Source organism: Streptomyces sp. AM 2-1-1 (genome assembly GCF_029167645.1).
In the GTDB taxonomy this organism is placed as follows: domain Bacteria; phylum Actinomycetota; class Actinomycetes; order Streptomycetales; family Streptomycetaceae; genus Streptomyces.
Genome location: NZ_CP119147.1, coordinates 4,019,075 through 4,044,228 on the forward strand (window position 1 = coordinate 4,019,075; position 25,154 = coordinate 4,044,228).

At 70.9% G+C, this 25,154-nt stretch carries 28 protein-coding genes, 1 pseudogene and 1 riboswitch; of the genes and pseudogenes, 14 read left to right on the forward strand and 15 right to left on the reverse strand.

Features of this window, described 5'->3' with window-relative positions; genetic code table 11:
* Nucleotides 1–83 precede the first annotated feature (83 nt).
* Entirely contained in the window at nucleotides 84–1,058 is a 975-nt protein-coding gene (locus PZB77_RS17525) for a glucosyl-3-phosphoglycerate synthase (protein WP_275493540.1), read from the reverse strand.
* A 153-nt stretch (nucleotides 1,059–1,211) separates the two neighbouring features.
* A riboswitch (SAM riboswitch) is annotated at nucleotides 1,212–1,339 on the forward strand.
* A gap of 18 nt (nucleotides 1,340–1,357) precedes the next feature.
* Here PZB77_RS17525 and thrC point away from each other — a divergent pair.
* The 4 genes from thrC to groL all read left to right on the forward strand — a co-directional run bounded on the left by thrC (nucleotide 1,358) and on the right by groL (nucleotide 5,586).
* The gene (gene thrC, locus PZB77_RS17530; RefSeq protein WP_275493541.1) at nucleotides 1,358–2,650 is read left to right on the forward strand and encodes a threonine synthase; all 1,293 of its coding nucleotides are present in this window, start codon (nucleotides 1,358–1,360) and stop codon (nucleotides 2,648–2,650) included.
* Between the two features lie 29 nt (nucleotides 2,651–2,679).
* Entirely contained in the window at nucleotides 2,680–2,958 is a 279-nt protein-coding gene (locus PZB77_RS17535; protein WP_275493542.1) for a MoaD/ThiS family protein, read from the forward strand.
* Nucleotides 2,959–3,415: 457 nt separating this feature from the next.
* Nucleotides 3,416–3,622, forward strand: coding sequence for a cold-shock protein (locus PZB77_RS17540; RefSeq protein ID WP_003967346.1), 207 nt, complete (start codon nucleotides 3,416–3,418; stop codon nucleotides 3,620–3,622).
* Between the two features lie 341 nt (nucleotides 3,623–3,963).
* A complete protein-coding gene (gene groL / locus PZB77_RS17545) occupies nucleotides 3,964–5,586 on the forward strand; it encodes a chaperonin GroEL (RefSeq protein WP_275493543.1) in 1,623 nt (540 codons plus the stop codon).
* Nucleotides 5,587–5,773: 187 nt separating this feature from the next.
* Here the strand turns inward: groL and PZB77_RS17550 are convergent, their stop codons facing one another.
* Complete coding sequence (locus PZB77_RS17550; RefSeq protein WP_275493544.1) at nucleotides 5,774–5,983, reverse strand: hypothetical protein; 210 nt, start codon at nucleotides 5,981–5,983, stop codon at nucleotides 5,774–5,776.
* 15 nt (nucleotides 5,984–5,998) lie between these two features.
* On the opposite strand from PZB77_RS17550, the gene PZB77_RS31275 reads away from it, so the two are divergent.
* Nucleotides 5,999–6,421, forward strand: coding sequence for a hypothetical protein (locus tag PZB77_RS31275; protein WP_343299870.1), 423 nt, complete (start codon nucleotides 5,999–6,001; stop codon nucleotides 6,419–6,421).
* Between the two features lie 126 nt (nucleotides 6,422–6,547).
* Here PZB77_RS31275 and PZB77_RS17560 read toward each other — a convergent pair.
* Nucleotides 6,548–7,357: pseudogene (locus PZB77_RS17560) on the reverse strand (hypothetical protein); the annotation flags it as partial.
* A gap of 1,768 nt (nucleotides 7,358–9,125) precedes the next feature.
* Between PZB77_RS17560 and PZB77_RS17565 the strand changes: the two are divergent.
* Nucleotides 9,126–9,740, forward strand: a complete 615-nt coding sequence (locus PZB77_RS17565) for an SMI1/KNR4 family protein (protein ID WP_275493545.1) — start codon at nucleotides 9,126–9,128, stop codon at nucleotides 9,738–9,740.
* A 240-nt stretch (nucleotides 9,741–9,980) separates the two neighbouring features.
* On the opposite strand, the gene PZB77_RS17570 is transcribed toward PZB77_RS17565, so the two are convergent.
* Nucleotides 9,981–10,727: an SDR family oxidoreductase gene (locus PZB77_RS17570; RefSeq protein ID WP_275493546.1), complete on the reverse strand. Its 747-nt coding sequence runs from the start codon at nucleotides 10,725–10,727 to the stop codon at nucleotides 9,981–9,983.
* Nucleotides 10,728–11,606: 879 nt separating this feature from the next.
* Here PZB77_RS17570 and PZB77_RS17575 point away from each other — a divergent pair.
* Nucleotides 11,607–12,065, forward strand: a complete 459-nt coding sequence (locus tag PZB77_RS17575) for a TIGR03618 family F420-dependent PPOX class oxidoreductase (RefSeq protein WP_275493547.1) — start codon at nucleotides 11,607–11,609, stop codon at nucleotides 12,063–12,065.
* Between the two features lie 345 nt (nucleotides 12,066–12,410).
* Here the strand turns inward: PZB77_RS17575 and PZB77_RS17580 are convergent, their stop codons facing one another.
* From PZB77_RS17580 to PZB77_RS17595, 4 genes are all read right to left on the reverse strand, one after another.
* Nucleotides 12,411–12,926 carry an SMI1/KNR4 family protein gene (locus PZB77_RS17580; RefSeq protein ID WP_275493548.1) on the reverse strand — a complete coding sequence of 172 codons (516 nt, stop codon included), beginning with the start codon at nucleotides 12,924–12,926 and terminating at the stop codon, nucleotides 12,411–12,413.
* A gap of 75 nt (nucleotides 12,927–13,001) precedes the next feature.
* Nucleotides 13,002–13,937: a hydroxymethylbilane synthase gene (gene hemC, locus PZB77_RS17585; RefSeq protein WP_275493549.1), complete on the reverse strand. Its 936-nt coding sequence runs from the start codon at nucleotides 13,935–13,937 to the stop codon at nucleotides 13,002–13,004.
* 96 nt (nucleotides 13,938–14,033) lie between these two features.
* Nucleotides 14,034–14,246: a DUF397 domain-containing protein gene (locus tag PZB77_RS17590; RefSeq protein ID WP_275493550.1), complete on the reverse strand. Its 213-nt coding sequence runs from the start codon at nucleotides 14,244–14,246 to the stop codon at nucleotides 14,034–14,036.
* Complete coding sequence (locus tag PZB77_RS17595; protein ID WP_275493551.1) at nucleotides 14,227–15,069, reverse strand: helix-turn-helix transcriptional regulator; 843 nt, start codon at nucleotides 15,067–15,069, stop codon at nucleotides 14,227–14,229. Before PZB77_RS17595 ends, PZB77_RS17590 begins: the two co-directional genes overlap by 20 nt.
* 122 nt (nucleotides 15,070–15,191) lie before the next feature.
* On the opposite strand from PZB77_RS17595, the gene PZB77_RS17600 reads away from it, so the two are divergent.
* Complete coding sequence (locus PZB77_RS17600; protein WP_275493552.1) at nucleotides 15,192–15,482, forward strand: hypothetical protein; 291 nt, start codon at nucleotides 15,192–15,194, stop codon at nucleotides 15,480–15,482.
* Nucleotides 15,463–15,699, forward strand: coding sequence for a hypothetical protein (locus PZB77_RS17605; protein ID WP_275493553.1), 237 nt, complete (start codon nucleotides 15,463–15,465; stop codon nucleotides 15,697–15,699). The genes PZB77_RS17600 and PZB77_RS17605 overlap by 20 nt, the downstream gene beginning before the upstream one ends.
* Before the next feature lie 225 nt (nucleotides 15,700–15,924).
* On the opposite strand, the gene PZB77_RS17610 is transcribed toward PZB77_RS17605, so the two are convergent.
* Nucleotides 15,925–16,278, reverse strand: a complete 354-nt coding sequence (locus PZB77_RS17610) for a PRC-barrel domain containing protein (RefSeq protein ID WP_275493554.1) — start codon at nucleotides 16,276–16,278, stop codon at nucleotides 15,925–15,927.
* Nucleotides 16,279–16,490: 212 nt separating this feature from the next.
* Here PZB77_RS17610 and PZB77_RS17615 point away from each other — a divergent pair, with 212 nt between their 5' ends.
* Nucleotides 16,491–16,946 carry a GNAT family N-acetyltransferase gene (locus PZB77_RS17615; protein ID WP_275493555.1) on the forward strand — a complete coding sequence of 152 codons (456 nt, stop codon included), beginning with the start codon at nucleotides 16,491–16,493 and terminating at the stop codon, nucleotides 16,944–16,946.
* Between the two features lie 181 nt (nucleotides 16,947–17,127).
* On the forward strand, nucleotides 17,128–17,583 hold the full coding sequence (locus PZB77_RS17620) for a DUF5707 domain-containing protein (protein ID WP_275493556.1): 456 nt from the start codon (nucleotides 17,128–17,130) through the stop codon (nucleotides 17,581–17,583).
* Between the two features lie 87 nt (nucleotides 17,584–17,670).
* On the opposite strand, the gene PZB77_RS17625 is transcribed toward PZB77_RS17620, so the two are convergent.
* From PZB77_RS17625 to PZB77_RS17645, 5 genes are all read right to left on the reverse strand, one after another.
* Complete coding sequence (locus PZB77_RS17625; RefSeq protein WP_275493557.1) at nucleotides 17,671–19,314, reverse strand: PTS transporter subunit EIIC; 1,644 nt, start codon at nucleotides 19,312–19,314, stop codon at nucleotides 17,671–17,673.
* Nucleotides 19,315–19,387: 73 nt separating this feature from the next.
* The gene (gene murQ / locus PZB77_RS17630) at nucleotides 19,388–20,335 is read right to left on the reverse strand and encodes an N-acetylmuramic acid 6-phosphate etherase (protein WP_275493558.1); all 948 of its coding nucleotides are present in this window, start codon (nucleotides 20,333–20,335) and stop codon (nucleotides 19,388–19,390) included.
* A 158-nt stretch (nucleotides 20,336–20,493) separates the two neighbouring features.
* Nucleotides 20,494–21,411 (reverse strand): MurR/RpiR family transcriptional regulator, encoded by a 918-nt coding sequence (locus tag PZB77_RS17635; RefSeq protein WP_275493559.1) that lies wholly within the window; start codon nucleotides 21,409–21,411, stop codon nucleotides 20,494–20,496.
* 162 nt (nucleotides 21,412–21,573) lie between these two features.
* On the reverse strand, nucleotides 21,574–21,852 hold the full coding sequence (locus PZB77_RS17640) for a GlsB/YeaQ/YmgE family stress response membrane protein (RefSeq protein ID WP_275493560.1): 279 nt from the start codon (nucleotides 21,850–21,852) through the stop codon (nucleotides 21,574–21,576).
* Between the two features lie 204 nt (nucleotides 21,853–22,056).
* Nucleotides 22,057–22,260 carry a cold-shock protein gene (locus PZB77_RS17645; RefSeq protein WP_275493561.1) on the reverse strand — a complete coding sequence of 68 codons (204 nt, stop codon included), beginning with the start codon at nucleotides 22,258–22,260 and terminating at the stop codon, nucleotides 22,057–22,059.
* 245 nt (nucleotides 22,261–22,505) lie between these two features.
* Here PZB77_RS17645 and PZB77_RS17650 point away from each other — a divergent pair, with 245 nt between their 5' ends.
* Both PZB77_RS17650 and PZB77_RS17655 read left to right on the forward strand, forming a co-directional pair.
* Nucleotides 22,506–22,874 carry a hypothetical protein gene (locus tag PZB77_RS17650; protein ID WP_275493562.1) on the forward strand — a complete coding sequence of 123 codons (369 nt, stop codon included), beginning with the start codon at nucleotides 22,506–22,508 and terminating at the stop codon, nucleotides 22,872–22,874.
* A complete protein-coding gene (locus PZB77_RS17655) occupies nucleotides 22,871–23,158 on the forward strand; it encodes a DUF4031 domain-containing protein (RefSeq protein WP_275493563.1) in 288 nt (95 codons plus the stop codon). Before PZB77_RS17650 ends, PZB77_RS17655 begins: the two co-directional genes overlap by 4 nt.
* Before the next feature lie 89 nt (nucleotides 23,159–23,247).
* Here PZB77_RS17655 and PZB77_RS17660 read toward each other — a convergent pair whose 3' ends face one another.
* Nucleotides 23,248–24,540, reverse strand: coding sequence for a Cmx/CmrA family chloramphenicol efflux MFS transporter (locus tag PZB77_RS17660; protein ID WP_275493564.1), 1,293 nt, complete (start codon nucleotides 24,538–24,540; stop codon nucleotides 23,248–23,250).
* Nucleotides 24,541–24,776: 236 nt separating this feature from the next.
* Here PZB77_RS17660 and PZB77_RS17665 point away from each other — a divergent pair, with 236 nt between their 5' ends.
* Nucleotides 24,777–24,950 carry a CsbD family protein gene (locus tag PZB77_RS17665; protein WP_275493565.1) on the forward strand — a complete coding sequence of 58 codons (174 nt, stop codon included), beginning with the start codon at nucleotides 24,777–24,779 and terminating at the stop codon, nucleotides 24,948–24,950.
* Nucleotides 24,951–25,154: the final 204 nt, after the last annotated feature.

The following is a 25,154-nucleotide window of genomic DNA, read 5'->3' on the forward strand; positions in this document are numbered from 1 at the left end:
GTAGCGGAACCTAGCCCGATACGTAACCCTCCAAACGTGTCCGAGCGCAGCCCGCCGGGCACTCCGTGCGCTCGGTGGCGGCGTCAGGCCGCCGACCGGGCCGCGTACTCCGCGATCTCCCGCACCGGGGGCCGCTCTTCGGTGTCCACGGCGTAGGTGCGTGGCCGGAAGCCGTCCTCGTACCGCTCGAACTGGGTCAGCTCCGGGCGTACCAGGTGGCCCCGGGAGAGCCGTAGCTGCGCGGTCCGGTAGATCGTGGCGGCCATCCGCCCGAGCGCCTGCCCGTCCTGGTGGCGGTGGCGGCGGACCCCGACGTCCACCTGGGCCAGCGCGTCGAGCCCCACGGTGTGCAGCGCGTCCACGAGGAGACCCAGCTCGACGCCGTACCCGACGGGGAAGGGCAGCTGCTCCAGGAGGGGGCGGCGGACCGCGTACTCGCCGCCCAGCGGCTGGACGAAGCCGGCCAGTTTCGGCCAGTGCAGATTGAGCAGGGGGCGCGCGACCAGTTCGGTGACGCGGCCGCCCTGGGCGGGGGTTCCGGCGGGGACCTGGCCGTCCGCCGTCTCCAGCGGCCGGTCGTACATCGCCTTGACGAAGTGGACGTCCGGGTCGGTGAGCAGCGGGCCGACGATGCCGGAGACGAAGTCGGCGGAGAAGTCCTTGAGGTCCGCGTCGACGAAGCAGACGATCTCGCCACTGGTCACGAAGAGCGACCGCCACAGGACCTCGCCCTTGCCGGGCAGGGCCGGTATGCGGGGGAGGATCGCGTCGCGGTGCACCACCCGGGCTCCGGCCGCGCGGGCCACCGCGGAGGTGGCGTCGGTGGAACCGGAGTCGATGACCACGAGTTCGTCGACGAGCGGCACCTTCTCCATCAGCTCGCGGCGGATGGTGCGCACGATGTCGCCGACCGTCTCCTGCTCGTTCAGCGCGGGGAGCACGACGCTCACGGAGGAGCGGCGGGGGTCCCGGGCGCGGGCGGCCAGGAGCCGTTCCAGAGGGCGGTCACCGGCACCCCAGGAACGACTGCTCAACCAGCTGTCGACCTCTTCCAGCACGGGCGAACTCCCTGTATGTGATCCATCTCGCGGGTCGGACGACTGCCTCACCCGTCGGGTGCTTCGGTTACAGTCTTGAACAACGCTCGCCGCCTTCGCATCTCGGGGTCGGGGGGCGGACAAACGCCTGGACCGCACGGTCCAGTGCCATAGCGCTCATCCAGAGGGACTGAGGGAACGGCCCGTTGAAGTCCCGGCAACCCTCCCGCCGGCCGCGAGGCCACGGTGGGGAAGGTGCCAATTCCGTCTTGCGGCGAAACGCGTCGCGAGGAAGATGAGGAGAAAGGGCCTCCGCCATCATGGCTGTTCAGACCGTCGCAGCTTCTTCCGGAACCTCTGTGGACCTCGGTCCCGCCACGGCACTCTCCTGCCGCGAGTGCGGTGAACGCTTCGCACTCGGGCCGATCTTCGCCTGCGCGTCGTGTTTCGGGCCGCTCGAAGTGGCCTACGACCTGCCGAGCGGCTCCCCGGACGAGCTGAAGAAGCGCATCGAGGCCGGACCGGACAACATCTGGCGCTACGCGCCGCTGCTGCCGGTCCCCGCCGACGTCGCCGACAAGCCCAACATCAACCCCGGCTTCACCAAGCTGGTCAAGGCCGAGAACCTCGCCCGTGAGCTGGGCGTCACCGGCGCCCTGTACGTCAAGGACGACTCCGGCAACCCGACGCACTCCTTCAAGGACCGCGTCGTCGCGATCGCCGTCGAAGCCGCCCGCGCATTCGGCTTCACCACCCTCTCCTGCTCCTCCACCGGCAACCTCGCCGGCGCGGTCGGTGCCGCCGCCGCGCGGGCCGGCTTCCGCTCCTGCGTGTTCATCCCGCACGACCTGGAAGAGGGCAAGGTCGTCATGGCCGCGGTCTACGGCGGCGAGCTCGTCGGCATCGACGGCAACTACGACGACGTCAACCGCTTCTGCTCCGAGCTGATCGGCGACCCGCTCGGCGAGGGCTGGGGCTTCGTCAACGTCAACCTCCGCCCGTACTACGGCGAGGGCTCGAAGACGCTCGCGTACGAGATCTGCGAGCAGCTCGGCTGGCAGCTCCCCGACCAGCTGGTCATCCCGATCGCGTCCGGCTCCCAGCTCACCAAGATCGACAAGGGGCTGCAGGAGCTGATCAAGCTCGGCCTCGTCGAGGAGAAGCCCTACAAGATCTTCGGTGCCCAGGCCGAGGGGTGCTCCCCGGTCTCCACCGCCTTCAAGGCCGGTCACGACGTGGTCCGTCCGCAGAAGCCGCACACGATCGCCAAGTCGCTCGCGATCGGCAACCCGGCCGACGGCCCGTACGTCCTGGACATCGCCCGCCGCACCGGCGGAGCGGTGGAGGACGTCGACGACGAGCAGATCGTGGACGCGATCAAGCTGCTCGCCCGCACCGAGGGCATCTTCGCGGAGACCGCGGGCGGCGTGACCGTCGGCGTGACGCGCAAGCTGATCGAGGCCGGTCTGCTCGACCCGGCGCTGACCACCGTCGTCCTCAACACCGGCGACGGCCTCAAGACCCTGGACGCGGTCTCCCCGACGACCGGTCTCACGGCGACGATCCGCCCGAGCCTGGACGCGTTCCGCGCCGCGGGCCTCGCGGCCCACTGACCACCCCAGAACCGAGGAAGGCAACCCCCATGAGCGTCAAGGTCCGCATCCCCACCATCCTGCGCACGTACACCGGCGGCCAGGCCGAGGTCCCGGCCGAGGGCACCGTTCTCTCCGAGGTCATCGAGTCCCTGGAGAAGGACCACCCGGGCATCGCCGCGCGCGTCCTGGACGACCAGGGCAAGCTGCGCCGCTTCGTCAACGTGTACGTCAACGACGACGACGTCCGCTTCGAGGGCGGTCTCCAGGCGGCCACGCCGGACGGCGCCGGCGTCTCGATCATCCCGGCCGTCGCGGGCGGCTGCTGACCCGTTCGCCGGGTGAGGGTGCCCGCCGCACGCCGACGGCCCCGACAGCCTTTCCTCCGCACACCGTTGCCCCCTCCGCGTCAGACGCGGAGGGGGCAATTTCGCAGGGTTGAGCGCGGTACAGTTGGGGAAGCCCCCTCCGCTGCCCGAGCCGCGCGCCTACGAGATCGCGCCGCGGCGCGACAAGATGCAGCCAAAGTACGGATGCCCTCTGCGCCTTAAGTGGCCTTTGTCTGGCCCGGCTTGCCCAGGAATCTCAGCAAATACTCATGTTCGGGCGTTCCGGCACGCCCAGATTTATCGCCCGATTGCCCTGTTGCAGAGGGCAGTTGGGCAGATACATTCGGCCGCGGTCGACGCGTTCCGGCGCACGCACCCTCTCCTGTCGGAGGGTGAGTTCTGACCCGGGTCCGCGAAGTGCGGGCCTGTGCAGGGGCCAGAAATAGGGGAGTTAGGCATGGCTCAGGGCACCGTCAAGTGGTTCAACGCGGAGAAGGGGTACGGCTTCATCGCGGTCGACGGTGGTGCGGATGTTTTCGTCCACTACAGCGCGATCCAGATGGACGGGTACCGCACCCTCGAAGAGGGTCAGCGAGTTGAATTCGAGATCTCGCAGGGCCAGAAGGGGCCGCAGGCGGACATGGTCAAACTCGCCGTCGGCTGAGGTCGGACGCGGTCGGCAACGACACTACTCACGCACGCAGGGCCCGTCCCCGTCAGGGGTACGGGCCCTGCGTGCGTGGGCGTCCGGGGGGCTCCGAGGGCCGGTGGACGGCTCGGAGCTTGTCCGAGCTTGTCCCCAGGACGAGGGAGACGCTTGCACTCGCAGGGGTCGAGTGCTAATCATTGGCGTTAGCACTCTCCAGGTGAGAGTGACAGAAACTTGGACCGGGCCGGTGAGGCCCGCAGGCGCGGCGGGGCAAGGAACCGCCGGGCAAGCAGGCCGTCCGTCGCGGGCGCCTCCCGGTCCGGAGCAATCCACCCCGTCCGGGAGGACCACTTCACATGGCTAAGATCATCGCGTTCAACGAAGAGGCGCGGCGCGGTCTCGAGCGCGGGATGAACCAGCTCGCAGACGCCGTCAAGGTCACCCTCGGCCCGAAGGGCCGTAACGTCGTCCTCGAGAAGAAGTGGGGCGCGCCCACGATCACCAACGATGGTGTTTCCATCGCCAAGGAGATCGAGCTCGAGGACCCGTACGAGAAGATCGGTGCGGAGCTGGTCAAGGAGGTCGCCAAGAAGACGGACGACGTCGCCGGCGACGGTACGACCACCGCCACCGTTCTCGCCCAGGCGCTCGTCCGCGAGGGTCTGCGCAACGTCGCCGCCGGTGCCAACCCGATGGCCCTCAAGCGGGGCATCGAGAAGGCCGTCGAGGCCGTCTCCGCCGCTCTGCTGGAGCAGGCCAAGGACGTGGAGACCAAGGAGCAGATCGCTTCGACCGCCTCCATCTCCGCCGCCGACACCGAGATCGGCGCCAAGATCGCCGAGGCGATGGACAAGGTCGGCAAGGAAGGCGTCATCACCGTCGAGGAGTCCCAGACCTTCGGTCTGGAGCTGGAACTCACCGAGGGCATGCGCTTCGACAAGGGCTACATCTCGGCGTACTTCGCCACCGACATGGAGCGTATGGAGACGTCCTTCGACGACCCGTACATCCTCATCGTCAACTCGAAGATCTCCAACGTGAAGGACCTCCTTCCGCTGCTGGAGAAGGTCATGCAGTCGGGCAAGCCCCTGCTGATCATCGCCGAGGACGTCGAGGGCGAGGCCCTGTCGACCCTGGTCGTCAACAAGATCCGTGGCACCTTCAAGTCCGTCGCCGTCAAGGCTCCGGGCTTCGGTGACCGCCGCAAGGCCATGCTCGGCGACATCGCCATCCTCACCGGTGGCACCGTCATCTCCGAGGAGGTCGGCCTCAAGCTGGAGAACGCGGGTCTCGACCTGCTCGGCTCCGCGCGCAAGGTCGTCATCACCAAGGACGAGACGACGATCGTCGACGGAGCCGGTGAGAGCGACCAGGTCCAGGGTCGCGTCAAGCAGATCCGTGCCGAGATCGAGAACTCCGACTCGGACTACGACCGCGAGAAGCTCCAGGAGCGTCTGGCGAAGCTGGCCGGCGGCGTGGCCGTCATCAAGGCCGGTGCCGCCACGGAGGTCGAGCTCAAGGAGCGCAAGCACCGCATCGAGGACGCGGTGCGCAACGCCAAGGCCGCCGTCGAGGAGGGCATCGTCGCCGGTGGTGGCGTGGCTCTGCTCCAGGCGTCCGTCGTCTTCGACAAGCTCGACCTGACGGGTGACGAGGCCACCGGCGCCAACGCCGTCAAGCTCGCGCTCGAGGCTCCGCTCAAGCAGATCGCCGTCAACGGTGGTCTCGAGGGTGGCGTCGTCGTGGAGAAGGTCCGCAACCTGCCGATCGGTCACGGCCTCAACGCCGCGACCGGCGAGTACGTCGACATGATCGCCGAGGGCATCATCGACCCGGCGAAGGTCACGCGCTCCGCCCTGCAGAACGCCGCGTCCATCGCCGCGCTCTTCCTCACCACCGAGGCCGTCATCGCCGACAAGCCTGAGAAGGCCGGCGCGGGCGCCCCGGGTGGCATGCCGGGCGGTGACATGGACTTCTGATCCCCGCCAGGGATCGGTGGTTCCACCCCCCGCAGCGTCAGCTGTAGCTTCGGCCCCCGGGATTCTTCCCGGGGGCCGAAGTGTTTTCGGTGTGTGGGTGCGCTTGGTGCGCGCGTCGCGGGGTGCGGGCCGCGGGTGTGCGGTCGGCGCGTCGCCGGTGTACGGGCCGCGGGTGCGGGCTCCGGGCCTACCCCTCGTCGAGCGTCGTCAGGTGGCGGACGAGGTCGTCGACGATCCGGCCGAGCAGGCGGCCCGGTTTGCGCCGGTCCTCCTCGGACCAGTCGGCGAGCGCGCCGCCGAACCAGCCGAGCAGGGTGCGCATGCAGCGGTCGGCCCCGGCCGTTCCCCGCGGGGTCGGTTCGATGAGCCGGGTGCGCTGGTCGTCCGGATCAGTCACCCGGCGGACCGGCCCATGGCCGGACAGACCCTCTGCCCGCGCTGCTCGACGGGCCGGGTCGGGCTCGTCGGCGACGCCGCGTACGCACCGTCCTTCTTCTCGGGGCGGGGTTCGGGCATCGCGCTGGTCGGCGCGTACGTCCTGGCCGGCGAACTGGCCGAACGGGAGGACCACACGGCCGTCTGCGCCGCCTACGAGAGCGGGCTGCGGCAGTTCGTCGAGGAGAACCAGGCCCTTCCCCACAGCGGGCTCGCGGTCCTCGCGCCGCGCACGGCGGAGGAGCTCGCGGCGCGTAACGAGGCCCTGGCCCGGGCGACGCTCGCCTCGGGCCGGGAGGGCCGGCCGCAGCGTCAACGCCTCGCTCCGGCTCCGCGCCTACTCGGCGGGGGCGGGGTCACCAGCCTGACCGTCGGGGTGGGCGGGGGGCGTGGTGGATGAGAGGTGCGTGGTGGGGGCGGTCCGCGGCGCCGGGGTGGGGTGTGCGGGCGGCGTGGGGTGGGGGAAGGAGGTGGGCCGCAGCGGCTTGGGCGAGCGACGGACGGTCACCCCCGCACGGCCCCGGGGGCGGTCCTGGCGGGGGATCAGGCCCGCACGGACCTGGGACATGCGGCTGCGGACGTCGTCGTGGGGGATCGCGCCGGAAGGGTTGTCCGGGAGGGCGAGTTCGCCCCGGCAAGGGCGGCAGAGCCCGTCGAGCAGGGCGCCTTCGGGGCCGGGAGCCCGGCATTCACGGCACTCGGCGGTCAGCGGCGCGGGCGTCGCCGACGGGGGCGGCGGGGCGAACCGGACGGGCGGCACCTTGTCCCTCAGACGGGCTGCGACGAGGGAGGCCGGGGAGTGGACGACACTCGGCAGCCCGGCGGTGAGTGCGTGGAGCAGCTCGTTCTCGTCGGCGCCACGCTCGAACCACTCGGCGACCTGCGGTTCCAGCCGCGCGCAGTCGGCGGCCGACAGGGAGAGCGCCGGGTTGGCGCGGCCGAGTGCCGCGAGCAGGATGAAGGAGCGTGAGCGCGTCGGCCGTCGGTGTTCCACCGGAGCCTCGCCCCGGGCGAACGTGCTCCACCACTCGGCGTCGCGCGCGGTACGGGAGAAGTGGGTGCGCGTCACCCAGAGCAGGGTGGTCTCGTTCGCGACGACGATTTCGTCCCGGTGCAGGTGCCCGGCGGCCTGGAGGCGCCTGAGCGCGGTGCCCATGGCGCACTGGCCGTAGGGGAGCACCCGGGCGAGCGTCTTCACGGAGATGTCGGAGCCGTCCGGCAACTGGTCGATGTAGGCGGCGATGGCGGCCTCGCGCGGCGGCAGATGTGCGAAATCACGTGCGGAAGACGGCCTTTGGTTCGGGGCGGAGCGCTTGCCGTAGCCCGGATTGGACATCGGGTGCGCGGTGCGCGCCGAGGAGACGTGCGGGGTACGAGGGGCAGCATTAAGCTGGCCGACAGCCATGGGGATCGCTTCTTTCGATCTTCGTTGGTCAGACCCCTGGTGGTGTGGGAAGCACCGTCAGGGGTCAACTTGTGTGGTCTGGGTGAAGCGAACGCTAGATCTTCACCACCCTGCGTGGCAAGTCGGTCACGAACTGTCAACTTCGCGAGTGAAACGGGCTGCTGGGTTGACGCGGAGGGGCACCGAGTAACCGGCGCCTGGGCGGCGCGCGGGGGCCGGCGGGTCCGTCGGAACGCTTGGTGAGCGCCGGGGAAGGTGCTCGGTCGCGTGGCTGCTGGGGCAGCCGGTCGGGCGGTTCGCCGGGCCGCCGTCCGGGCGTCCGATCTCCCTGCTGGAGGGGCGCCGACGGGGTGGCTGGTGGGGTGCCGTCGCGGCGGGAAACCGGCGGCAGGGCATGGGCGGCTCTTTGCGAATGGCTCTTTGCTGGGAACCGTTCGGGCGGTGGCTTCCTCGTCGCTGTGGCTGTGGCTGTGGCTGTGGCTGTGGCCGTGACAGCGGTGCCGGTGCCGGTGCCGCCGCCGTCGAGTTGCGCCGGAGGGTGGCTGCGAGGGCGCGTGGCGTGCGTGGCGGGTCGGCTCTCAGGGTGGGTGGGTGGGAAAGAAATCCCTTCCGCCCATTCCAAGTAAAGAGCGCTCGAATCTCGACGCTTGAGCTCCGGGGCGGAGGTGCGGAGGTGTGGAGGTGCGGAGAACCGTCTCCCCCGATCGGAGCAGCGCACAACGGGGCGAACGGAGTGCGCGGGCGCTGGCGTGGGCGGGGGGCGCTGTCGGCGCGCACGGGTCGTCTCTGCGGGGGTTGAGAGAGAAGCCCGGAATCATCAGATGGGGGCCATTTCACGGAGAGTTATGGTGACTCTATGGAGTTGCTTGCTACGTTCTGTCATCAGGAGCTGCTGCTGGGCAGCTCGGCGGCGCGTCAGCAGGAGGTGGGTCATGCGGGGCATGCGGGGCGGCGAAGACACGCGGGGTGGCGAAGACACGCGAAACGGCGTGGTCGGGGCGCGGGCGCTTGAAGCGGGCGGGGCGGGACCTGCCGGTGGAAGGGCATCTCCTGCCCGTCCGGAGTCGTCGCGGTCCCTGGCGAAGGGGTCTCCGCCTCGGGGGCCTCCCGATGAAGACCGCACTGGGCAACGCGTCGGAAGCGCCCGGCGCTCGGCGCACCGCTCCCCGGCAGCGAACGGGGCGGCCGGATCACCGCGGCGAGCCTCAGCCACCCTGATGAGCTGTACGCCTGCATCGGCGTCAGTTCGGCCGCGCCGACCGAGGACCGGCGACTGATCCCAGCTGCGCGGCAACGACGGTCTCCGCCGCGTTGACCCGCCGGGTGCTCGTCGCGCTGAGACCGAGCAGGCGCAAGGCCGTCCCGGGCCCGAGCACTGGGTTTCTCGGGTCCCGGGTCTCGGGTTCCGAGCACCGGGGTCTTGGGTCTTGGGTCTCGGGCCCCGGGTTCCGGGTTCCGGGTTCCGAGCACCGGTGCTCTCGGGTCTCGGGTCTCGGGGTCCGAGCACCGGTGCGGGCGATCCGTTGATCCGGCGCTCGGGTCCCGGGTCTCGCGTCTCTGGACCCAGCGCTCGGTCCGTGGCGCCCGGTTCGTGGACGCCGTGCGTCGAGAACCGGTCTCGGCCGGCTCCGCAGGAGAGCGGGTTCACTGCCCGCCCGCGCCACCTACCCGCACGACCCGGAGAGGCAGACTGACCGTCATGACAGCAGCGGAGAACGACGTCCGGGCCGCCTGGCACCGTGTGGGCAGATGGCTCGCGGCCCACCTCCCCGCACGCGCGGCCAGACCGACAACCGATGAGGCGCGCCTGGACGCGTTCGAGGCGGACCTCGGCCTTCCCCTGCCGGCCGACCTGCGGGCGTGGTGGCTGCTGCCCGACGTCGACGCGGGCTTCTGGATCCCGGGCACCTTCGCTCCTTGCTCTCTGGAAGAGGCGCTGGAGACCCACGAGATCTGGTTGCTGGTCGCGGAAGAGGAGGGGGAATCCCTCGACGAGCACGGGCACCCTGAGGCCCGCTACCTACGCACGTTCCTGCCGATCGCGCTCAGCCCCGGCGGTGACGGGCTGATCGTCGATCTCCGGCCCGGTGACACCCACGGCTCCGTGTTCCTCTGGGACCACGAGACCTGGGACCTTGACGTTCCCCAGTGGGCTTCGGTCACCTCGATGCTTCACGACATCGCCCACGCGCTGGAGACCGGGACACCGGCTCTCCTGGACCACGCGTCCCTCGGCGGCTCCGCACCGCCCCGCACGGCCTCGGTCGAAGACGCCCATGACCTCACGTGGCGGACCACCGGCCCAGGGAAGTGATCGGTCCCGCCCGGGGACCCCGGAACGCGACGTTCGCGCAGACGTACGGCTCGGACCGACGGCCCGGCGGGAGCAAGGCGCCCGGTGCGCCACTTGGGCGCTACCGCTGCCTGGGCGCTACGGCTACCTGGGCTCCGCTCCCGCCGGGCCGGGCACCCAACCCCCGCTCCCTCCGGGCCCGGCACTCCAACCTCCGCTCCCTCCGGGCCTGGCACGCCGGTCCCGTGCCGGCCTCGCTTTTCAGCCCAGTCCGCCGGTGGCGCGGATGTTCTGGCCGGTGATCCAGCGGCCCTCGTCCCCGGAGAGGAAGACGATCACGGCCGCGATGTCGGCCGGCGTACCGAGGCGCCCGAGCGGGGTCATGGCCGGGATCGTGGCCACCGCCTCGGCCGGGTTGGTGCCGCGCAGGAGGTCGGTGTCGGTGGCGCCGGGGGACACCGTGTTGACGGTGATCCCGCGCGCCCCCAGCTCGGCCGCAGCTCCTGCGGTGAGCTGCTCCAGGGCACCCTTGCTGACCAGGTAGGGCACGATGCCGGGCGCCGGACGCAGGGTGTTGAGCGTCGAGATGTTGATGATGCGGCCACCGTCCGGCATGTGCCGGGCCGCGTACCGCATGGTGAGGAACGCGGCCTTCGTGTTCACCGTGAGCGCCTGCTCGAAGACCTCCTCCTCGATCGCGGCGAGCGGTGCCGGGGTGAAACTCAGCGCCGCGTTGTTCACCAGGATGCTCACGCCCCCGGACGACTGCTCCTCCGCGGTCTCCATCAGCTTCTCGGCCGTCCCGGCCTCCGCCAGGTCCAGCCTCAACGCACGGGCCCGGCCACCGGCTTCTTCGACGGTACGGACGACGTCCTCGGCCGCCTCGGTGTTCCGCGCGTAATTGAACACGACCTGGGCGCCCTCGCGCGCGAGCCGTTCCACGATGCCCCGGCCGATTCCCCGTGAGCCTCCTGTGACGACGGCGGTTCTGCCTTCCAGCGTTCCCATGGTGGTCCCCTGCCTCCCCCGCACTTCGGACATTGCAGTTCAGTGGTCCGAAGCTAAGGTCGTGCCACCGCCCCGGAGCCGGGTCACGCCGACAGCGAAACGCCCCGCACCGCCCAGCGGAACCTGATGCCGGCACCGCGAACCGGCACGTCGGAGCCCCCACGCGCCCCGAAGACCGTGCGGGCGGGGCGGAGGAGGCCGACAGGGTCAGGAGGGGCTCCGGAGAAGGGCCGGCGAGCCGTCGTCGGACCACATCGAGGAGCGCGCGCGAAGGGGATGAGGCGACATCTTTCACTCGTTCGTGTCGTGGAGGGAGGGCGCGTTCGAGGGTGGTGTGTCGGTCCTCCCCGCCCAGCCCGCAGGGCACTGGGCGTGGTCAGCTGACATGGGCGGTGAACACGCGGCCCGAGTACGGAGGGGAGGCCGCTGTCGACCGTGCGGCGCCGCCGACCGGTGGCGCTCCGCCGGCCATTGCCGATTCGTCCGGCCGGGTGGGCCCACAGCGGAAACGTGACCCCCGTCAGCTCCTCGGAGACGGTCCGGAGCGGCGGGCGGCGCTGCACCCCTGCGTCGTAGGACGCCTGGCCGGCCACCTGCCGGAACTCGGCTACGGCGCACAGGCGTTCTGCCCGCACGCCATGGTCCTGGCCGGCGCGCTCTCCTGCCTCCTGCCCGCCCTCGGCTGCCGTGCTCGCCGTGTACGAGGCCGACCCCTCACCGGCGGCCCTGGGCCACGACCTGCGCGACGCCCTGGGGCTCTCCCTCCACGCGGCGCTGTGGGGCGCTCTGCCCCGAGCCGACCAAGGCAAGTGCCGTAAGCGGACGTTGGGCTTGGCGAGTCCATGAAATTACTCAACTGTCGAAGTCGTTGCTCCCTTCATGACCCAACGACCAGCACCTCGCCCCCTGTCCGACGAAGCCCTCTCCACGTTGCTCGGCCGGCAGCAGTTCGGCACGCTCGCCACCATCAAGCGCAGCGGTCACCCCCACCTGACCACCATGGTGTACGGATGGGACCCCGAAGCCCGCATCGTGCGGTTCTCGTCCACGGCCGACCGGGTCAAGGTCCAGCACCTGCGGCGCAATCCACGGGCGGCGCTGCATGTGCAGGGCGGGGACGTGTGGTCGTTCGCCGTCGCCGAAGGCGAGGCCACCGTCTCGGAGAGTACGACGGTGCCGGGGGACGCGGTCGGGCAGGAACTGCTCGGGATGATCCCGAAGGCAGCAAGACCCGGAGACGAAACTGCGTTCCTGGAGGAGTTGGTCACCGAGCGCCGGGTGGTCATCCGGCTGAAAGTGGACCGCCTGTACGGCACGGTGCTCGACGTGGACGGCTAGGAAGTACCGGGTCCGTGGTGGTCGCAGCCATTCGTTGATGACCGCGACCAGCACGGTCGCCTCGTAGCGCACAGCGAGTCTGTCGTGCCTCGTCGTCACGGGCCGGTGCCGCTTGAGGCGGTTCGTTCCGTGCGTCCGCCGGTGTCCCTGTTGTGACGCCCCGGTCGCGCGACGGGCCGTTCCGCAGCCGCAGCCTCTTCGGACCCTGAGGTCAGGTCGAGGCGGTCGTCGGGCGCCGGGGTGTCCGGCGGGAGGCCGACGGATGCGAGGACCGGTCTCTTCGCGAGGCGCTGCACGCGCGGAGCACCGACCGGCAGCGGTCCGGTGATGCCGGGGGTGAGCCGGTCAGCCGAGGTGTCTCGGGCTGTAGCTGCCATCCGTCAGGTGGGCGACGACGTCGCTGAAGGTGTGGAAGACCATGGAGTCTCCCTCTCCCGTCCACCAGAAGCGCTCCAGCGTGTCATCCCCGTGGTGGAGCATCAGGACGCCGGCCGAACCGCCGCAGTCGACGTACATCGGGAAGACGCGTGTTCCTTCCGGTAGCCCGCTCTCGGCCAAGGGATCGTCGGCCATGGTGTCGCGGAAGGCCGTGGCCCATCCGCTCAGCTCCGGGTCCTCCCAGTCGCGACACCCGAGGAGCGGCATCGAAAGCTGGAATCCGTCGAACCCGTCGGTCAGGGAGAGAAAACTCCGGTACTCCGGGTCCAGCGGCTGACCCGCGAAAGCCTCGAGGCGATCGATCTGCGCCTGAGTCGCCGGGGCTCGGAGTCCGGGCATCGTGAGCGGCTCCAGGGGTGAGCAGGAGAGGTACTCACGCGTTCTCGCCCGCATCAGTTCGCCGAGGAGCATCCACGTGGTCACGAGCGGTTTCTCCCTGAGCAGGATGAGGAAACAGCTCACGATACGGGGGCCGTCGGCGCCTCGTTCGGCTGCTCCTCAGTGCGCGATGGAATCGATCAGTTCCCGGGCGCCCTGGCGGAGGAGGGTGACCGCGACCGAGGTGCCGAGGGTGGCGGGGTCGAGCGGGCCGGCCCACTCGTGGGCGTTCAGCACGGTCTTGCCGTCCGGGGTGAAGACGCAGGCCCGCAGGGAGAGTTCGCCGTTTCCGCGAGCGGTGGCGTACCCGGCGATCGGGCTGTTGCAGTGGCCCTGAAGCACGTGGAGGAACATGCGCTCCGCAGTCATCTCCCGGTAGGTCCCCGGGTGGTTGAGGCCGCTGACCGCGTCGATCGTGGCGTGGTCGTCCTCGCGGCACTGGAGCGCGAGCACTCCCGCTCCGATCGGCGGGCACATCGTCTCCGCGGACAGCACCTCCGAGATCACGTCGGAGCGTCCGATCCGGGCCAGCCCCGACGCGGCGAGCAGCAGCGCGTCGGCCTCGCCCGCCGCCAGCTTCTCCAGCCGGCGGTTGGCGTTCCCCCGGAACGGTACGCACTCCAGATGCGGGTGCGAGGCCGACAACTGCGCGATGCGTCGTACGGACGACGTGCCGATCCGCGTACCTGCCGGAAGCTCGTCGAGCGTGAGGCCGTCCAGGTGGACCAGGGCGTCGCGTACGTCGTCGCGCTTCAGGAACGCCGCGAACACCGTCCCGGTCGGCAGCGGCCGGTCCGCCGGTACGTCCTTCACGCAGTGCACCGCGAGATCGGCCTCCCCGGCGAGCAGCGCCGCGTCGACCTCCTTGGTGAACGCGCCCTTCCCCTCCACCTGGGAGAGGGCACCCATCCACTTGTCCCCGGTCGTCTTCACCGGGACGACCTCGGTGGCGATGCCGGGGTGCAGGTCCGCCAGTTCGGCCCGTACGCGCTCCACCTGGGCGAGGGCCATCGGCGAGTCGCGGGAGACGATACGGATGAGTTCGGGAGTGGCCATGCTTTCACGATAGACCCGCCCGACGGCCTGCCGGAGCACGACGCGTAAGGGCGCGGCGCCCGGCCCCGCGGTGCCGGAGGGCCTCGGTGGCCGGATTCAGCCGGCCTTGAGATCGGTGACGAACGCCGCCCACACGTCGGCACGGAAGACGAGGACGGGGCCGCCGCCCCTCAGCTTGGAGTCGCGGACGGGAACGACGCCGGGGTGCTGGTCGGAGGTCTCCAGACAGTCGCCGCCGCTGGCACCGCTGTAGGTGGACGTGCGCCAAGTGGTGGTGGTCAGGTCGTACTCAGTCCTGAAGATCTTCATGGCTGTAATCCTCCGCCACCGACTCGACCATGGCCAAAGACGCATCCGGTGACATCGCGCTGGCCGCCAACAGATCGTAGGTCAGTTCGTATTGGCGCACAGCGGCTGGGCTGTCCTCCAACCGACCTGTGCCGAGTCCCTGGAGATAGGCAAGCGGTGGTGCATCGGCGAAAGACATGAGCTTGAGCGATCCCTCCAGTGCGGTGTGCGACCCGGCAGAGAACGGCAGGACCTGAACGATGACGCGGTTCGTCCGTGCAAGCGTCACCACGTGCCGGAGGGCCTCTGCCATGACCGCACGACCGCCGGTTTCTCTCCGGAGAACCGCCTCATCGAGAATCGCCCAAAACAGTGGGGTTGTTGGATCGTCCAGCAGTGCGGAGCGTTCGAGCCTGGCCCTTACGAGATGGTCGATCCGTTCCTGAGGTGCCGTGGGCAGCCCACCACGGAAGACGGCATACGCGTATGCCTCCGTCTGGAGAACCCCCGGGATCAGCAGAACCGCGTACTCCCTGATCTCCACCGCCACAGCCTCCGCCTCGGCGGCCTCCGCGAAGTGGTCCGGGTACTTCGACTTCTGGAGCGCCGCGCAGTTGCGGGCGAAGAAACCGTCCTTCGTGAGGATCTCGTCCAGCCGCCGGGCCTGGTCGAGCTGCATGCGCCGGGTGCCCGATTCGAGCTGGCCGATGAACGAGCCGGAGACGAAGAGCGGGGCGCCCAGATCCTCCTGGGTCAGGCCCGCCGCCTCCCGCCGGTGGCGGAGTTCCGCGCCGAGGAAGGCGCGGGGTGAGGACGACGGGTCGAGCCTCTTGGGACCGGGCATGGCAACTCTCCGTCACACACGTGAGGTTGTTGGGGCGGCGCGGCTACCAGGCTAGCCGCGCCTCGGACACTCTGGGTGTGCAATGGCATGACACAGCGTAGGAGTGTGGAAGGAATGAGCCCATGACGGTGACGGAACAGCGCAAGGCTGCCGAGGGGAACATGCGGGTGGCCGAGGAAGCCGTGGCGCGGCTCAAAGCCGGGTTGGCGGGTGTGGGTGCCACGCTGCCGTCGCTCCGGATCGACCTGGTGTCCTGCGCGGGCGACGCTACGCCGCCGCTCGTCGACCTCGGCCGGTGCACCGTCGAAACGGCGCTGCGGCTCAGTGAGGCGCTGGAACGCGTGAAAGAGGAGCTGGACGGGGAGAACGCCCAGGTGAAGGAGGGTGTGGAAGATGCCGGTCGAAGGGCTTGAGCCGTGTGTGCCGGAACGTGGGTCGTTCGCGATCGACGCCCGGTCGGGGAAGGTCGGGCGCGTGATGGGCCGGGTCGGCCCGAATGTTCAACTGAGGCCGCCGGGGGGCGGCCTGGAGTGGGACTGCCCGCCCGATGCCGTACGGCCGGCGTCACCCGGGGTGGTGCTCCGCGCACGGGTGACGGAGATCAACCGGGAAGGTCAGCTGCCCCGTTGAGGGACCGTCCGGCGGCCGCCGTGCCCCGTCGCCCCACCACCCGCCGCTCGTCACCGCGTGTGACGTCGGGCCGTACGCAGAGGGCTCCCGCAGCCGCCTGAGCGGTTCGCGGGCGCACGCGTCGCGGGGCGAACCCTCTTCGGGCCCGCCCCGCTCTGTGCGACGTGCTCTGTTCGTTGCGCTGTACCGCTTCTGCTCTTCACACGGTGGTGGTGATCGGAGGCGTCAGATCAGACGGTGCATTCCGTAGTAGGCGGCCAGGTCCGTGTAGTAGGCCGGGTCGCCCGAGTGCGTCCGGCGTTCGAACTCCGGCGCTCCCTTGATCTGCTCCTTCGTCAGGTTCACGTGGACCTGACGCTCCTCCGTGTCGATCCGGGTGACCGTGCCCGCGGGCAACAGGATCTCCCGTCCGAAGATCCACACTCCGGTGTCCACCAGCAGATGGGCGGAGCCCACCTCCTCCGAGTGGCTGTCGACCTTGCCGACGTGCCCGTCGGTCGCTTCGACCGCGAATCCGGTCAGGTCGATGCCGGACATGTGGCCGCTGGCAGGGTGGTAACCCCACGGGTCGGTGCTCATGGGTCGCTCCTCACTCGGCGGTCCTTCGGTGGCGCTTCCCGACCGGCCGTTCGAGCTACCGGGGAGATGCGCTCTCCAGTTCGCCTGCCCGCCCTCCCCGGCTTCACACACCCGTGTCCGGACGGCCGGGGCTGCGGGGGAGCGGACCGTCCGAACGCGGCTCCGCCCCCTCCCCGTTGACGTGCGGTCCGGGCTGCCGGTCTCATGCCGCCATGAGTGAACTCCGTGTGGATCACGTCGACGACGACTCCCGGGCCGAGGAGTGGCGGTACGTCCACAACCTCGTCATCCCGACCGCGCCCCTCACCGCCGACGAGGTACGGGAGCGGCGGACCCGTAACCGGCTCTTCGTCGCCCGCGCGGCCGGCGTGCTCGTCGGGTGCTCCACGGTGCGCCCGCCGACCGGCGAGGACGGGGTGGCCACGGTCATCGCGCGCGTCCTTCCCGACCACCGGAGGAAGGGGTACGGCACCGAGTTGTACCGGCACGGGCTGCTCGTCGCACGGGAGTGGGGGGCGGCAGAGGTGGAGACGGTCGTGTCGGGCAGCAACCCGGAGGGGCTGGAGTTCGCGCGGGCGCGGGGGTTCGTGGAGGTGGAAACGTATTTGCTGCCGGGGGACACGGTCCCGTTCACCGATCTCCGCCTGGCGGAGCGGGCGGCCGGCTGAGCCGGGTCCCCCCGTGTCCGGGTCCCCCCCGTGTCCGTCCGGGTCCCCCCGTGTCCGGGGCCGCTTACTCAGTACGTGATGAGCATTCGTGCTCATGTTCGGGACGCTCACCCCGGCGAGTATCGGTGCAACGGCGCAGTCGAAGGCGCCGGTCCCGCCGACCCGATGATGGAGACCTCCCATGTCCCGACGTATCGCCCTGTCCGTAGTCGCCGGTGTCGTCGCCCTCGGGGGTGCCGGAGCCTTCGCCCTCGCGTACGCCGGCGAACCGCAGGCGCCCACCCTGACGCACAGCGAGGCGCGTTACGTCGCCCCGGCCGGCGACCGCGACGGCTCGCTGACCTTCACCACGGACGTCTCGTCGGGCACGAAGGTGAAGAGCGTGAAGGTGCTGGCCTGGCCGGAGGACTCGTCCTTCGCACGGCAGAGGCTGACCGAGAAGGACATGGCCGCCGTCGAGTCGGCCGTCTGCGTGCCCGCCGGTAAGGACACCGTGCGCTGCTCCTACGGGGCAGCCGTCACCCGCGACGACGCCGAGGGCTCCCCGCGCGGTCTCTGGCACTTCGCGGTCATGGCCACCACGACGGACGGGACCCGGACCCTGGACACGGAGGCCGCCGACTTCACGATCGGCTGACCCGCCGCACCCTCCCCGCAGACCACGAGCCGCCCTTCACGGAGAAGGGCGGCTCGTGGGCGTGAGGGGGCTGGTCCGGGGCCGGCCTCAGACCTTCGCGGGCGCGGGCGGCCGCTGCCCCGGGTCTGTGGAACCCGGGTCTGCGGAGCCCGGCTCGGCGCTACCCGGCTCGGCGGTACCCGGCTCGGCGGTACCCGGCTCGGCCGGGGACGGTGAGCCCGCCACCACGGTGCTGCCGGCCGCCGCCTCCTGGGACACGTTGAACTCCGCCAGCAACTCCTTGCCGAAGCCGAAGCAGTAGGTGGCGACGAAGCCGGCGACGTATCCGACGAGGAGCCCGCCCGCGTAGATCGCGATCGTTCCGCCGAGACCGTGGTTGCCGTCCAGCAGCGGGAAGAGGGCCCAGCCGGACGGCCCGATCGCGGTCGAACCGACCGAGGTGCCGAGCTGGTTGAAGAGACCGACGAAGCCGCCGCCGAACGCGCCGCCGACGCACGCCGTGATGAACGGGCGGCCCAGCGGCAGCGAGACGCCGTAGATCAGTGGTTCGCCCACGCCCAGCAGACCGGCGGGGAGCGCCGACCTGATGGTGCGGCGGATCGACTGGTTACGGGGGAGGCGCACGTACACGGCCGCCGCAGCGCCGACCTGGCCGGCGCCCGCCATGGCAAGGATCGGCAGCAGGACGGTGTAACCCTGCTGCTCGATGAGGGTGGTGTGGATCGGGATCAGCGCCTGGTGCAGGCCCAGCATCACCAGCGGCAGGAAGAAGCCGCCGAGCAGGAACCCCGCGCCCGCGCCGCCGTGGGAGAGCAGCCAGTCGGCCGCCGTACCGATCGCGGAGGAGACCTCACCGGCGACGTACATCAGGCCGAAGATGGTGACCAGTCCGGAGATCAGCACCGTGAGCGTCGGAGTGACCAGCACGTCCAGCGCCTCGGGCACCCAGCGGCGGCACCACTTCTCCACGTACACCGCGAGCACCGCCGCGCCCAGTGCGCCGAGCACGCCACCCTGGCCGGGCGAGAGCTCCTGCCCGAACGCGGTGATGCGGGCGACCCCGGGGAACACGATGATCGCGGCGACCGCACCTCCGAGAATGGGCGTGCCGCCGAACTCCTTCGCCGTGTTGTAGCCGACGAAGACCGCGATCAGGGCCATGAACCCGGAGGCGATCGAGGCCAGCGCGGGCGTCACCCCGGGCAGCAGCCCGAGGTTGACCAACAGGCCGTTGAGCCCGGCGATGATGCCGCAGCCGATGAGCGCCGGGATCAGCGGGACGAAGATGTTGGCGATCTTCCGCAGGAAGAGCTTGAACGGAGTGGCGTTCTTCGCCTTGCGCGCCGCCTTCAACTCCGCACCCTGAGCGGCGAGTCCATCGGCGCCGACGGGGACGGGGGTGACGGGTGCGGGGGCGCCGGGCGCGGGCGCGGCGGGTGCCGTGGAGGCGGCGGCCGGGGCGGCGGACCGGGCGGTGGCCACCATCGCCTCGAACTCCGGGGTGACCCGGGCGACGGTGCCCGGGCCGAGGACGATCTGGTACGTGTCGTCCTCGACCACGCCCAGGACGGCGGGCAGCGCCTTCAGCGCCTCGTCGTCCACGAGGGAAGGGTCGAGCAGACCCAGCCGGAGCCGGGTCATGCAGTGGGCGACGGTACGGACGTTGGCCGCGCCACCGACGAGCGGAAGGATCGCGGCGGCGGTGGCGCGGTGCTTGTCATCAGTTGCCATGGTGCGTGGCGCCTTGCTGTGCGGGGGTGGGGGGAGGGGTCCCCCGGCGTGGGGCCGGGGGGAGGGGTGGGAATCAGGGGGAGGGGACGGCCGCGAGCGCGGCGCGCAGATGACCGTCCGCATCGGCCAGCAGGGCGGTGGCCGTCGGGCCGTCGACCTGGCCGAGCAGGGTGAGGATCGCGGGCTTCACCTCACCACCCGTGGCGGCGAGGGCTTCCTCGATCTCCTGGTCGGCGGCTCCGGTGGCGAGCGCGACGATCCGGCGCGAACGGGCGTGCAGCTTCTCGTTGGAGGCCCGCACGTCGACCATGAGGTTCCCGTACGTCTTGCCCAGCCGGATCATCGTGAGCGTCGAGATCATGTTCAGCACGAGCTTCTGCGCCGTACCGGCCTTCAGCCGGGTCGAACCCGTCAGCAGCTCCGGGCCGGTGACGACCTCCACGCCGTGCTCGGCGGCGGCGGCCAGCGCCGAGCCCGCGTTGCAGGAGAGGCCGACGGTGAGCGCGCCCCGGGCGCGGGCGTGTTCGACGGCGCCGATCGCGTAGGGGGTACGGCCCGAGGCGGAGATGCCGACGACGGTGTCCTCGGCGGTGAGGCCGAGCCCGTCCAGGTCGGCGGCGGCCAGTTCCTTGCTGTCCTCCGCGCCCTCGACGGCGGTCACCATCGCGGTCGGGCCGCCCGCGATCAGCCCGACGACCTCGTCCGGGTCGGTGTTGAAGGTGGGCGGGCACTCGCTCGCGTCCAGCACCCCCAGGCGCCCGGCGGTGCCCGCACCCAGGTAGATCAGCCGGCCGCCCCGCGCCATGCGTGCCGCGATCGCGTCGATCGCGGCGGCGATCCGCGGCAACTGCGCGGCGACGGCGTCGGCCACGGAGCGGTCCTCGCCGTTCATGAGCCGTGCGATCTCCAGCGTGGGCAGCCGGTCGATCTCGGCCAGCTCGGGGCGGAACTGCTCGGTGGTGAGAGTGGCGAGCTGGGCGAGGAGGTCGTCGCGGTCGGCGGCGGAAGAGGAGGAGGACATGAGGTGCGGCTCTGCTTTCTCGTCGTGCTCGTGCGGAGTGCGGGAGGTGGGGAGGCGGGGACACGGACGGCGGGACAGGGATGGCGGGGGTGGCGGGGAAACGGACGGAGGTGGCCCGGACGGCGGCGACGCGGACGCCGGTGACCCCGACGGCGGGATCAGCGGCGGCGCTGGGTGTGGCGGTGGGCGAGTGCCTCGTACGACGCGGAGAGGGCGGGCGCCGCCGTCTCGTAGGTGCGCTGCGCGACGCCTATGAACAGGCAGTCGACGACGAGCAGTTGGCTCGTCCGGCTGGACATGGCGGCCGGGCGCAGCTCGCTCTCGCGGGAGGTGGCGGTGGTCAGTACGTGGTCGGCGTACTGGGTGACCGCCCCGCCGGGGCGGCCGGTGATGGCTACCGTGGTGGCGCCCCGGTCGAAGGCGGCCCGCAGCGGTTCGATGACGTCGCTGGTCGAACCGGAGTGGGTGATCGCGATGGCGAGGTCCCCGGGGCGCAACTGCACGGCGTTGGTGACCGCGAGGTGCGGATCGGCGTGGGCGTGCGCGATGAGACCGATCCTCAGCAGCTTCTGCGCCAGGTCCTGACCGACGAGCGAGGAGGCGCCCGCACCGTAGATGTCGATCCGGCGGGCGGAGGCCGCGGCGGTCACGACGGCGGAGAGCTGCCCGGTGTCGAGCCCGGCGGCGGTGTCCGCGAGGGTCTGCTGCTCGTCCTGGGCGAGCTTGGCGACCACGTCGGCGAGCGGGTCGTCCACGGCTATGTCGGCGGTGACGGCGGGGGCCCGGCCCGACTGCTGGTGGGCGGCGAGCCCGGCGAGGGCGAGGCGCAGATCGCGGTAGCCCGGGTAGCCGAGCAGCCGCGCCGTGCGGACCACGGTGGCCTCGCTCGTACCCGTCCGCTCGGCGAGACCGGTGACGGTGAGAGCGGCGCATCCGGCGGGGTCCCCGGCGACGGTCTCGGCGACGCGTTGCATGGAGCGGGTCATGGAGGGGGCGAGCGTACGGACCTTGGCGGCGAGGGCGGCCGGAGCGGGTGGAGAGTCGCCGCTGAAACTTTCCTTCAGTTCACTGGTCACTCCTGAAAGGTATTTTCATCACACTCGCCCGTCAACCCCCCATTGATCCCGCTTCCGTGTGTCGTCCGTGCGGGCGTGGACGCACGAGAACGGCTCCTCCTCCGGACGGAGGGGGAGCCGTTCTGTGGTGCGGTCGCGATCCGTGGCCCGGGGGCCGCCGGATCAGGCGTGGCGGTGCGAGTGACGGTTGCCGACGACCACCCGGTAGATGGCCAGCAGGATCACCGAACCGATGATCGCGGCGATCCAGGTGGACAGGTCGAAGAAACCGTCGATCGAGTCGACGCCGAAGAGGACCTTGCCGAGCCAGCCGCCGAGGAGGCCACCCGCGATACCGATGAGCATCGTGATGATGATGCCGCCCGGGTCCTTGCCCGGCATGAGTGCCTTGGCGATGAGGCCAGCGAGCAACCCTATGAGGATCCAAGCGATGATGCCCATGATGCGTCTCCTACCTCGTCGTATATAAAGCCGGTGTCAAAGCTTCGTATTTACCGGTTCGGCCGGACCAAACCTGCTTGTTTCCAGGGAACTTCGCCCGGCAGAACCTTGTCTTCGAAGGGCATACGGACGGTGTGGCGGGGCATACGGGTGCGCCCCGCATGCCCGGGCGGGCGTGCGGGGCGCGGGCTGTTCCGGACGACGTCAGACGGAACGGACCTGCTCGGCCTGCGGACCCTTGGGGCCCTGCGAGGTCGAGAACTCCACCCGCTGGTTCTCGTCCAGCGAGCGGTATCCGGAGGAGTCGATCGCGGAGAAGTGCACGAAGACGTCCGGAGTGCCGTCGTCCGGCGCGATGAACCCGAACCCCTTCTCCGAGTTGAACCACTTCACAGTCCCCTGAGCCATGCCATGCCTTTCCTGGTGGGCGCCGGACACATGATCGTGTCGGCGATGCGGCGATCCTCTCCCAGCCGACGGGAGGAAAAACGGATCGGCACGCGCGGCACACGGACGAGTGACCGGCCCCGCGCACCCTTCCGGTGGCCCGTCCGGTCCACCGGCCCGCGGCCCCCGACGCCTACCGCGCGGAGTCGCGGTCGGGGCGGTGGGCGCCGTGGGAGGGGTTCAGCGGGTGGGGTGACAATGGAGCCATGGAGCCGAACCCCCTGGAACAGGCGTTGCACACCGCCCGAGCCCTCGTCGTGGCCGACCTGGCGGCGGGCGACGTCGCGGACGCCGACATCGTCTCCCTCGTGGAGGACGCGGTGACCCAGCGGCGCTGGTGGGTGGAGCAGTGGCCGGACGGCATGGACTTCCTCGTCGGGCTGATCGCCCAGGACGTCCAGGACGCCCTGCTCGAACGGTACGGACGGTGGCCGCTCTGCCCCGTCTGCGACGAGGGCGGCCCGCACGCGCTCGACGTCGAGCCCGAACTCGGCGCCGACCCGCACTGGGTCTGCACCCGCGCCACCGTCTCCGTGGCCCCGGTCGGCGCGCTCGCCGGAGTGCTGCGACGGTGACCGTCTACATAGACCCGCCGACCTGGCCGGGCCACGGCCGGCTCTGGTCGCACCTGGTCAGTGACGAGTCGTTCGACGAGCTCCACGCCTTCGCCGCCGCCATCGGCTGCCCGCCCCGCGCCTTCGAACGCGACCACTACGACGTCCCGCAGACGCGTTACCAGGACGCGGTGCGCGCCGGAGCACGGGAGATCGGCTCCAAGGAACTGGTCCGCCGCCTCACCGAGGCCGGCCTGCGCCGCCCGAAGGGCCGCCCCGCACCGGGCCCCGCGGCCACGGCCTGAACGTAAGGCGAACGTACGGCCGGCCCGGACGCGAGACCGCCCCCGGAGGACGGGCGTCTCCGGGGGCGGCTTCCCGCGTGCGGGCGGGCTCAGGCGCAGGGGGAGTCCGCGCGCTCGCCCGTGCGCTCGTCCGCGAGCGCGGCCCGGGGACGTACGACCGTCACGCTCTCCACCGGCACCGGCACCGGCACCGGCCCCCCGCCCGTTCCCGCTCCCGCGACCACGCGGGAGCGGGAACCACCGCGCTGGACGCGGAGGGCGAGGGCCACCGCCGCCAGGCCGGCGACCAGCATCGCGGCACCTCCCCAGGCGGGGGAGGCGTAGCCGAGGTCGGCGTCGATCACCGCGCCGCCGAGCCACGGGCCCGCGGTGTTGCCCAGGTTGAACGCGGCGGTCGCGGTCGCGCCGGCGAGCGTCGGCGCGGCACCGGCCACGTCGAACATGCGGGCGTTGAGCGCGGGGGCCGTGTAGAACGCCGAGAAGCCGAGGAGGAAGGCGATGAGGACCACGGCGACCGGGCTCGACGCGAAGAGCGCGAGCGCCACCAGGAAGACCGTGGAGGCAGCGATGCCGCTCAGCAGCACGCCGAAGAGGTGGGCATCGGCGACCCGGCCGCCGACCGTCGTACCGACCAGAGCGCCGGCTCCGAAGAGCGCCAGCACCCACGGCACCCACCCCGAGCTCAGCCCGGCGACGTCGGTCAGCAGCGGGGAGAGGTAGCTGAACGCGCAGAAGACGCCCCCCGCGGCCAGCGCGGTGATCACGATCGCCAGCCACACGTGACGGTCGCGGTAGATCGCGAGCTCCTGCCGCAGCAGCGGGCGCTGTTCCGGTACGGGGATGCGGGGAATCTTCAGGACCACGCCGACCAGCGCCACGGCGGACGCGGCACCCACCGCCCAGAACGCCGACCGCCAGCCGAGCCCCTCACCGAGGAACGCTCCGAGCGGTACGCCCATCACGTTCGCGATGGAGAGTCCGCCGATCATCACGGCCATCGCCCGGGCCCGGGCGTTCTTCGGCACCATCGCGATCGCCACCGCCGCGCCCACCGCCCAGAACCCGGCGCAGGCGAGCGCACTCACCACCCGGGAGATGAAGAGCACCTCGTACGTCGGTGCCAGCGCGCCCGCGACCTGGCCGAGGCCGAAGACGGAGATCAGCGCGATGAGGGTGGTGCGCCGCGGCAGGCGGAGCGTGGCCACGGCGAGCAGCGGGGCACCGACGACCATGCCGATCGCGAACGCCGATATGAGGAGGCCGGCCCGCGGAATCGATACGCCCATGTCGTCGGCGATCGGCGGGAGCAGGCCGGAAAGCATGAATTCGCTGGTGCCGAGAGCGAAGACCGAGAGGCCCAGGATGTATACGGCCAAGGGCATACGGAGTCGGCCGGTGTCGGTTTCAGGCATGACTGTGCCCAACGGGCGCCCGGCCCCGCACATTCCCGTACGTGAGTGTTGATCCACGTTTGTTATCACGGCGTTCACGCCGGACGCCGGAGGTGTGCCTCGATGTGCCGCGAACGGCTCGCGGGGTTCTCGTGGGGTTTGAGATCGCGCGGGGCGGTCACACGAACACTGTTCCTGAAGTCGAGCACAGCAAGGTGGGAGTGATCATGGCTGCCGATGAGAAGACCCAGGCCAAGGTGGAGCAGACCAAGGGCAAGGTCAAGGAGACGGCCGGCCGGACCGTGGGCAACGAACGCCTCACCGCCGCGGGCCGCGCCGACCAGGCCAAGGGCGATGCCCGCGAGGCCAAGGAGAAGACGAAGGACGCGTTCAAGCACTGAGCGTCCCCCGGAGACCCGCATCGAGCGGATCTCGCGCAGTGAGTGCCCTCCGTGCCGCACCCCTTCCCCCCTCAGGTGTGGCGCGACCGTGGCCCGGCCGATACGGCCGGGCCACACGCACGCCCACCGGGCGGGGTTCCTCGGAGGGTGCTCGCATGGAAGAGGACGTGCAGGCCGACCGAAGGAGTACGCGTGGGCACGATC

Excerpts from the sequence above, each read along its gene's own strand:
- PZB77_RS17570 (WP_275493546.1), bottom strand. The coding sequence starts at position 10,727 with ATGGGAACGCTGGAAGGCAGAACCGCCGTCGTCACAGGAGGCTCACGG.
- PZB77_RS17640 (WP_275493560.1), bottom strand. The coding sequence starts at position 21,852 with ATGGGCATCATCGCTTGGATCCTCATAGGGTTGCTCGCTGGCCTCATC.
- PZB77_RS17600 (WP_275493552.1), top strand. The coding sequence starts at position 15,192 with ATGACGGTGACGGAACAGCGCAAGGCTGCCGAGGGGAACATGCGGGTG.
- PZB77_RS17625 (WP_275493557.1), bottom strand. The coding sequence starts at position 19,314 with ATGGCAACTGATGACAAGCACCGCGCCACCGCCGCCGCGATCCTTCCG.
- thrC (WP_275493541.1), top strand. The coding sequence starts at position 1,358 with ATGGCTGTTCAGACCGTCGCAGCTTCTTCCGGAACCTCTGTGGACCTC.
- PZB77_RS17665 (WP_275493565.1), top strand. The coding sequence starts at position 24,777 with ATGGCTGCCGATGAGAAGACCCAGGCCAAGGTGGAGCAGACCAAGGGC.
- PZB77_RS17615 (WP_275493555.1), top strand. The coding sequence starts at position 16,491 with ATGAGTGAACTCCGTGTGGATCACGTCGACGACGACTCCCGGGCCGAG.
- groL (WP_275493543.1), top strand. The coding sequence starts at position 3,964 with ATGGCTAAGATCATCGCGTTCAACGAAGAGGCGCGGCGCGGTCTCGAG.
- hemC (WP_275493549.1), bottom strand. The coding sequence starts at position 13,937 with ATGGCCACTCCCGAACTCATCCGTATCGTCTCCCGCGACTCGCCGATG.
- PZB77_RS17590 (WP_275493550.1), bottom strand. The coding sequence starts at position 14,246 with ATGAAGATCTTCAGGACTGAGTACGACCTGACCACCACCACTTGGCGC.
- PZB77_RS17650 (WP_275493562.1), top strand. The coding sequence starts at position 22,506 with ATGGAGCCGAACCCCCTGGAACAGGCGTTGCACACCGCCCGAGCCCTC.
- PZB77_RS17610 (WP_275493554.1), bottom strand. The coding sequence starts at position 16,278 with ATGAGCACCGACCCGTGGGGTTACCACCCTGCCAGCGGCCACATGTCC.
- PZB77_RS17645 (WP_275493561.1), bottom strand. The coding sequence starts at position 22,260 with ATGGCTCAGGGGACTGTGAAGTGGTTCAACTCGGAGAAGGGGTTCGGG.
- PZB77_RS17535 (WP_275493542.1), top strand. The coding sequence starts at position 2,680 with ATGAGCGTCAAGGTCCGCATCCCCACCATCCTGCGCACGTACACCGGC.
- PZB77_RS17565 (WP_275493545.1), top strand. The coding sequence starts at position 9,126 with ATGACAGCAGCGGAGAACGACGTCCGGGCCGCCTGGCACCGTGTGGGC.
- PZB77_RS17620 (WP_275493556.1), top strand. The coding sequence starts at position 17,128 with ATGTCCCGACGTATCGCCCTGTCCGTAGTCGCCGGTGTCGTCGCCCTC.
- PZB77_RS17605 (WP_275493553.1), top strand. The coding sequence starts at position 15,463 with ATGCCGGTCGAAGGGCTTGAGCCGTGTGTGCCGGAACGTGGGTCGTTC.
- PZB77_RS17540 (WP_003967346.1), top strand. The coding sequence starts at position 3,416 with ATGGCTCAGGGCACCGTCAAGTGGTTCAACGCGGAGAAGGGGTACGGC.
- PZB77_RS17595 (WP_275493551.1), bottom strand. The coding sequence starts at position 15,069 with ATGCCCGGTCCCAAGAGGCTCGACCCGTCGTCCTCACCCCGCGCCTTC.
- murQ (WP_275493558.1), bottom strand. The coding sequence starts at position 20,335 with ATGTCCTCCTCCTCTTCCGCCGCCGACCGCGACGACCTCCTCGCCCAG.
- PZB77_RS31275 (WP_343299870.1), top strand. The coding sequence starts at position 5,999 with ATGGCCGGACAGACCCTCTGCCCGCGCTGCTCGACGGGCCGGGTCGGG.
- PZB77_RS17575 (WP_275493547.1), top strand. The coding sequence starts at position 11,607 with ATGACCCAACGACCAGCACCTCGCCCCCTGTCCGACGAAGCCCTCTCC.
- PZB77_RS17660 (WP_275493564.1), bottom strand. The coding sequence starts at position 24,540 with ATGCCCTTGGCCGTATACATCCTGGGCCTCTCGGTCTTCGCTCTCGGC.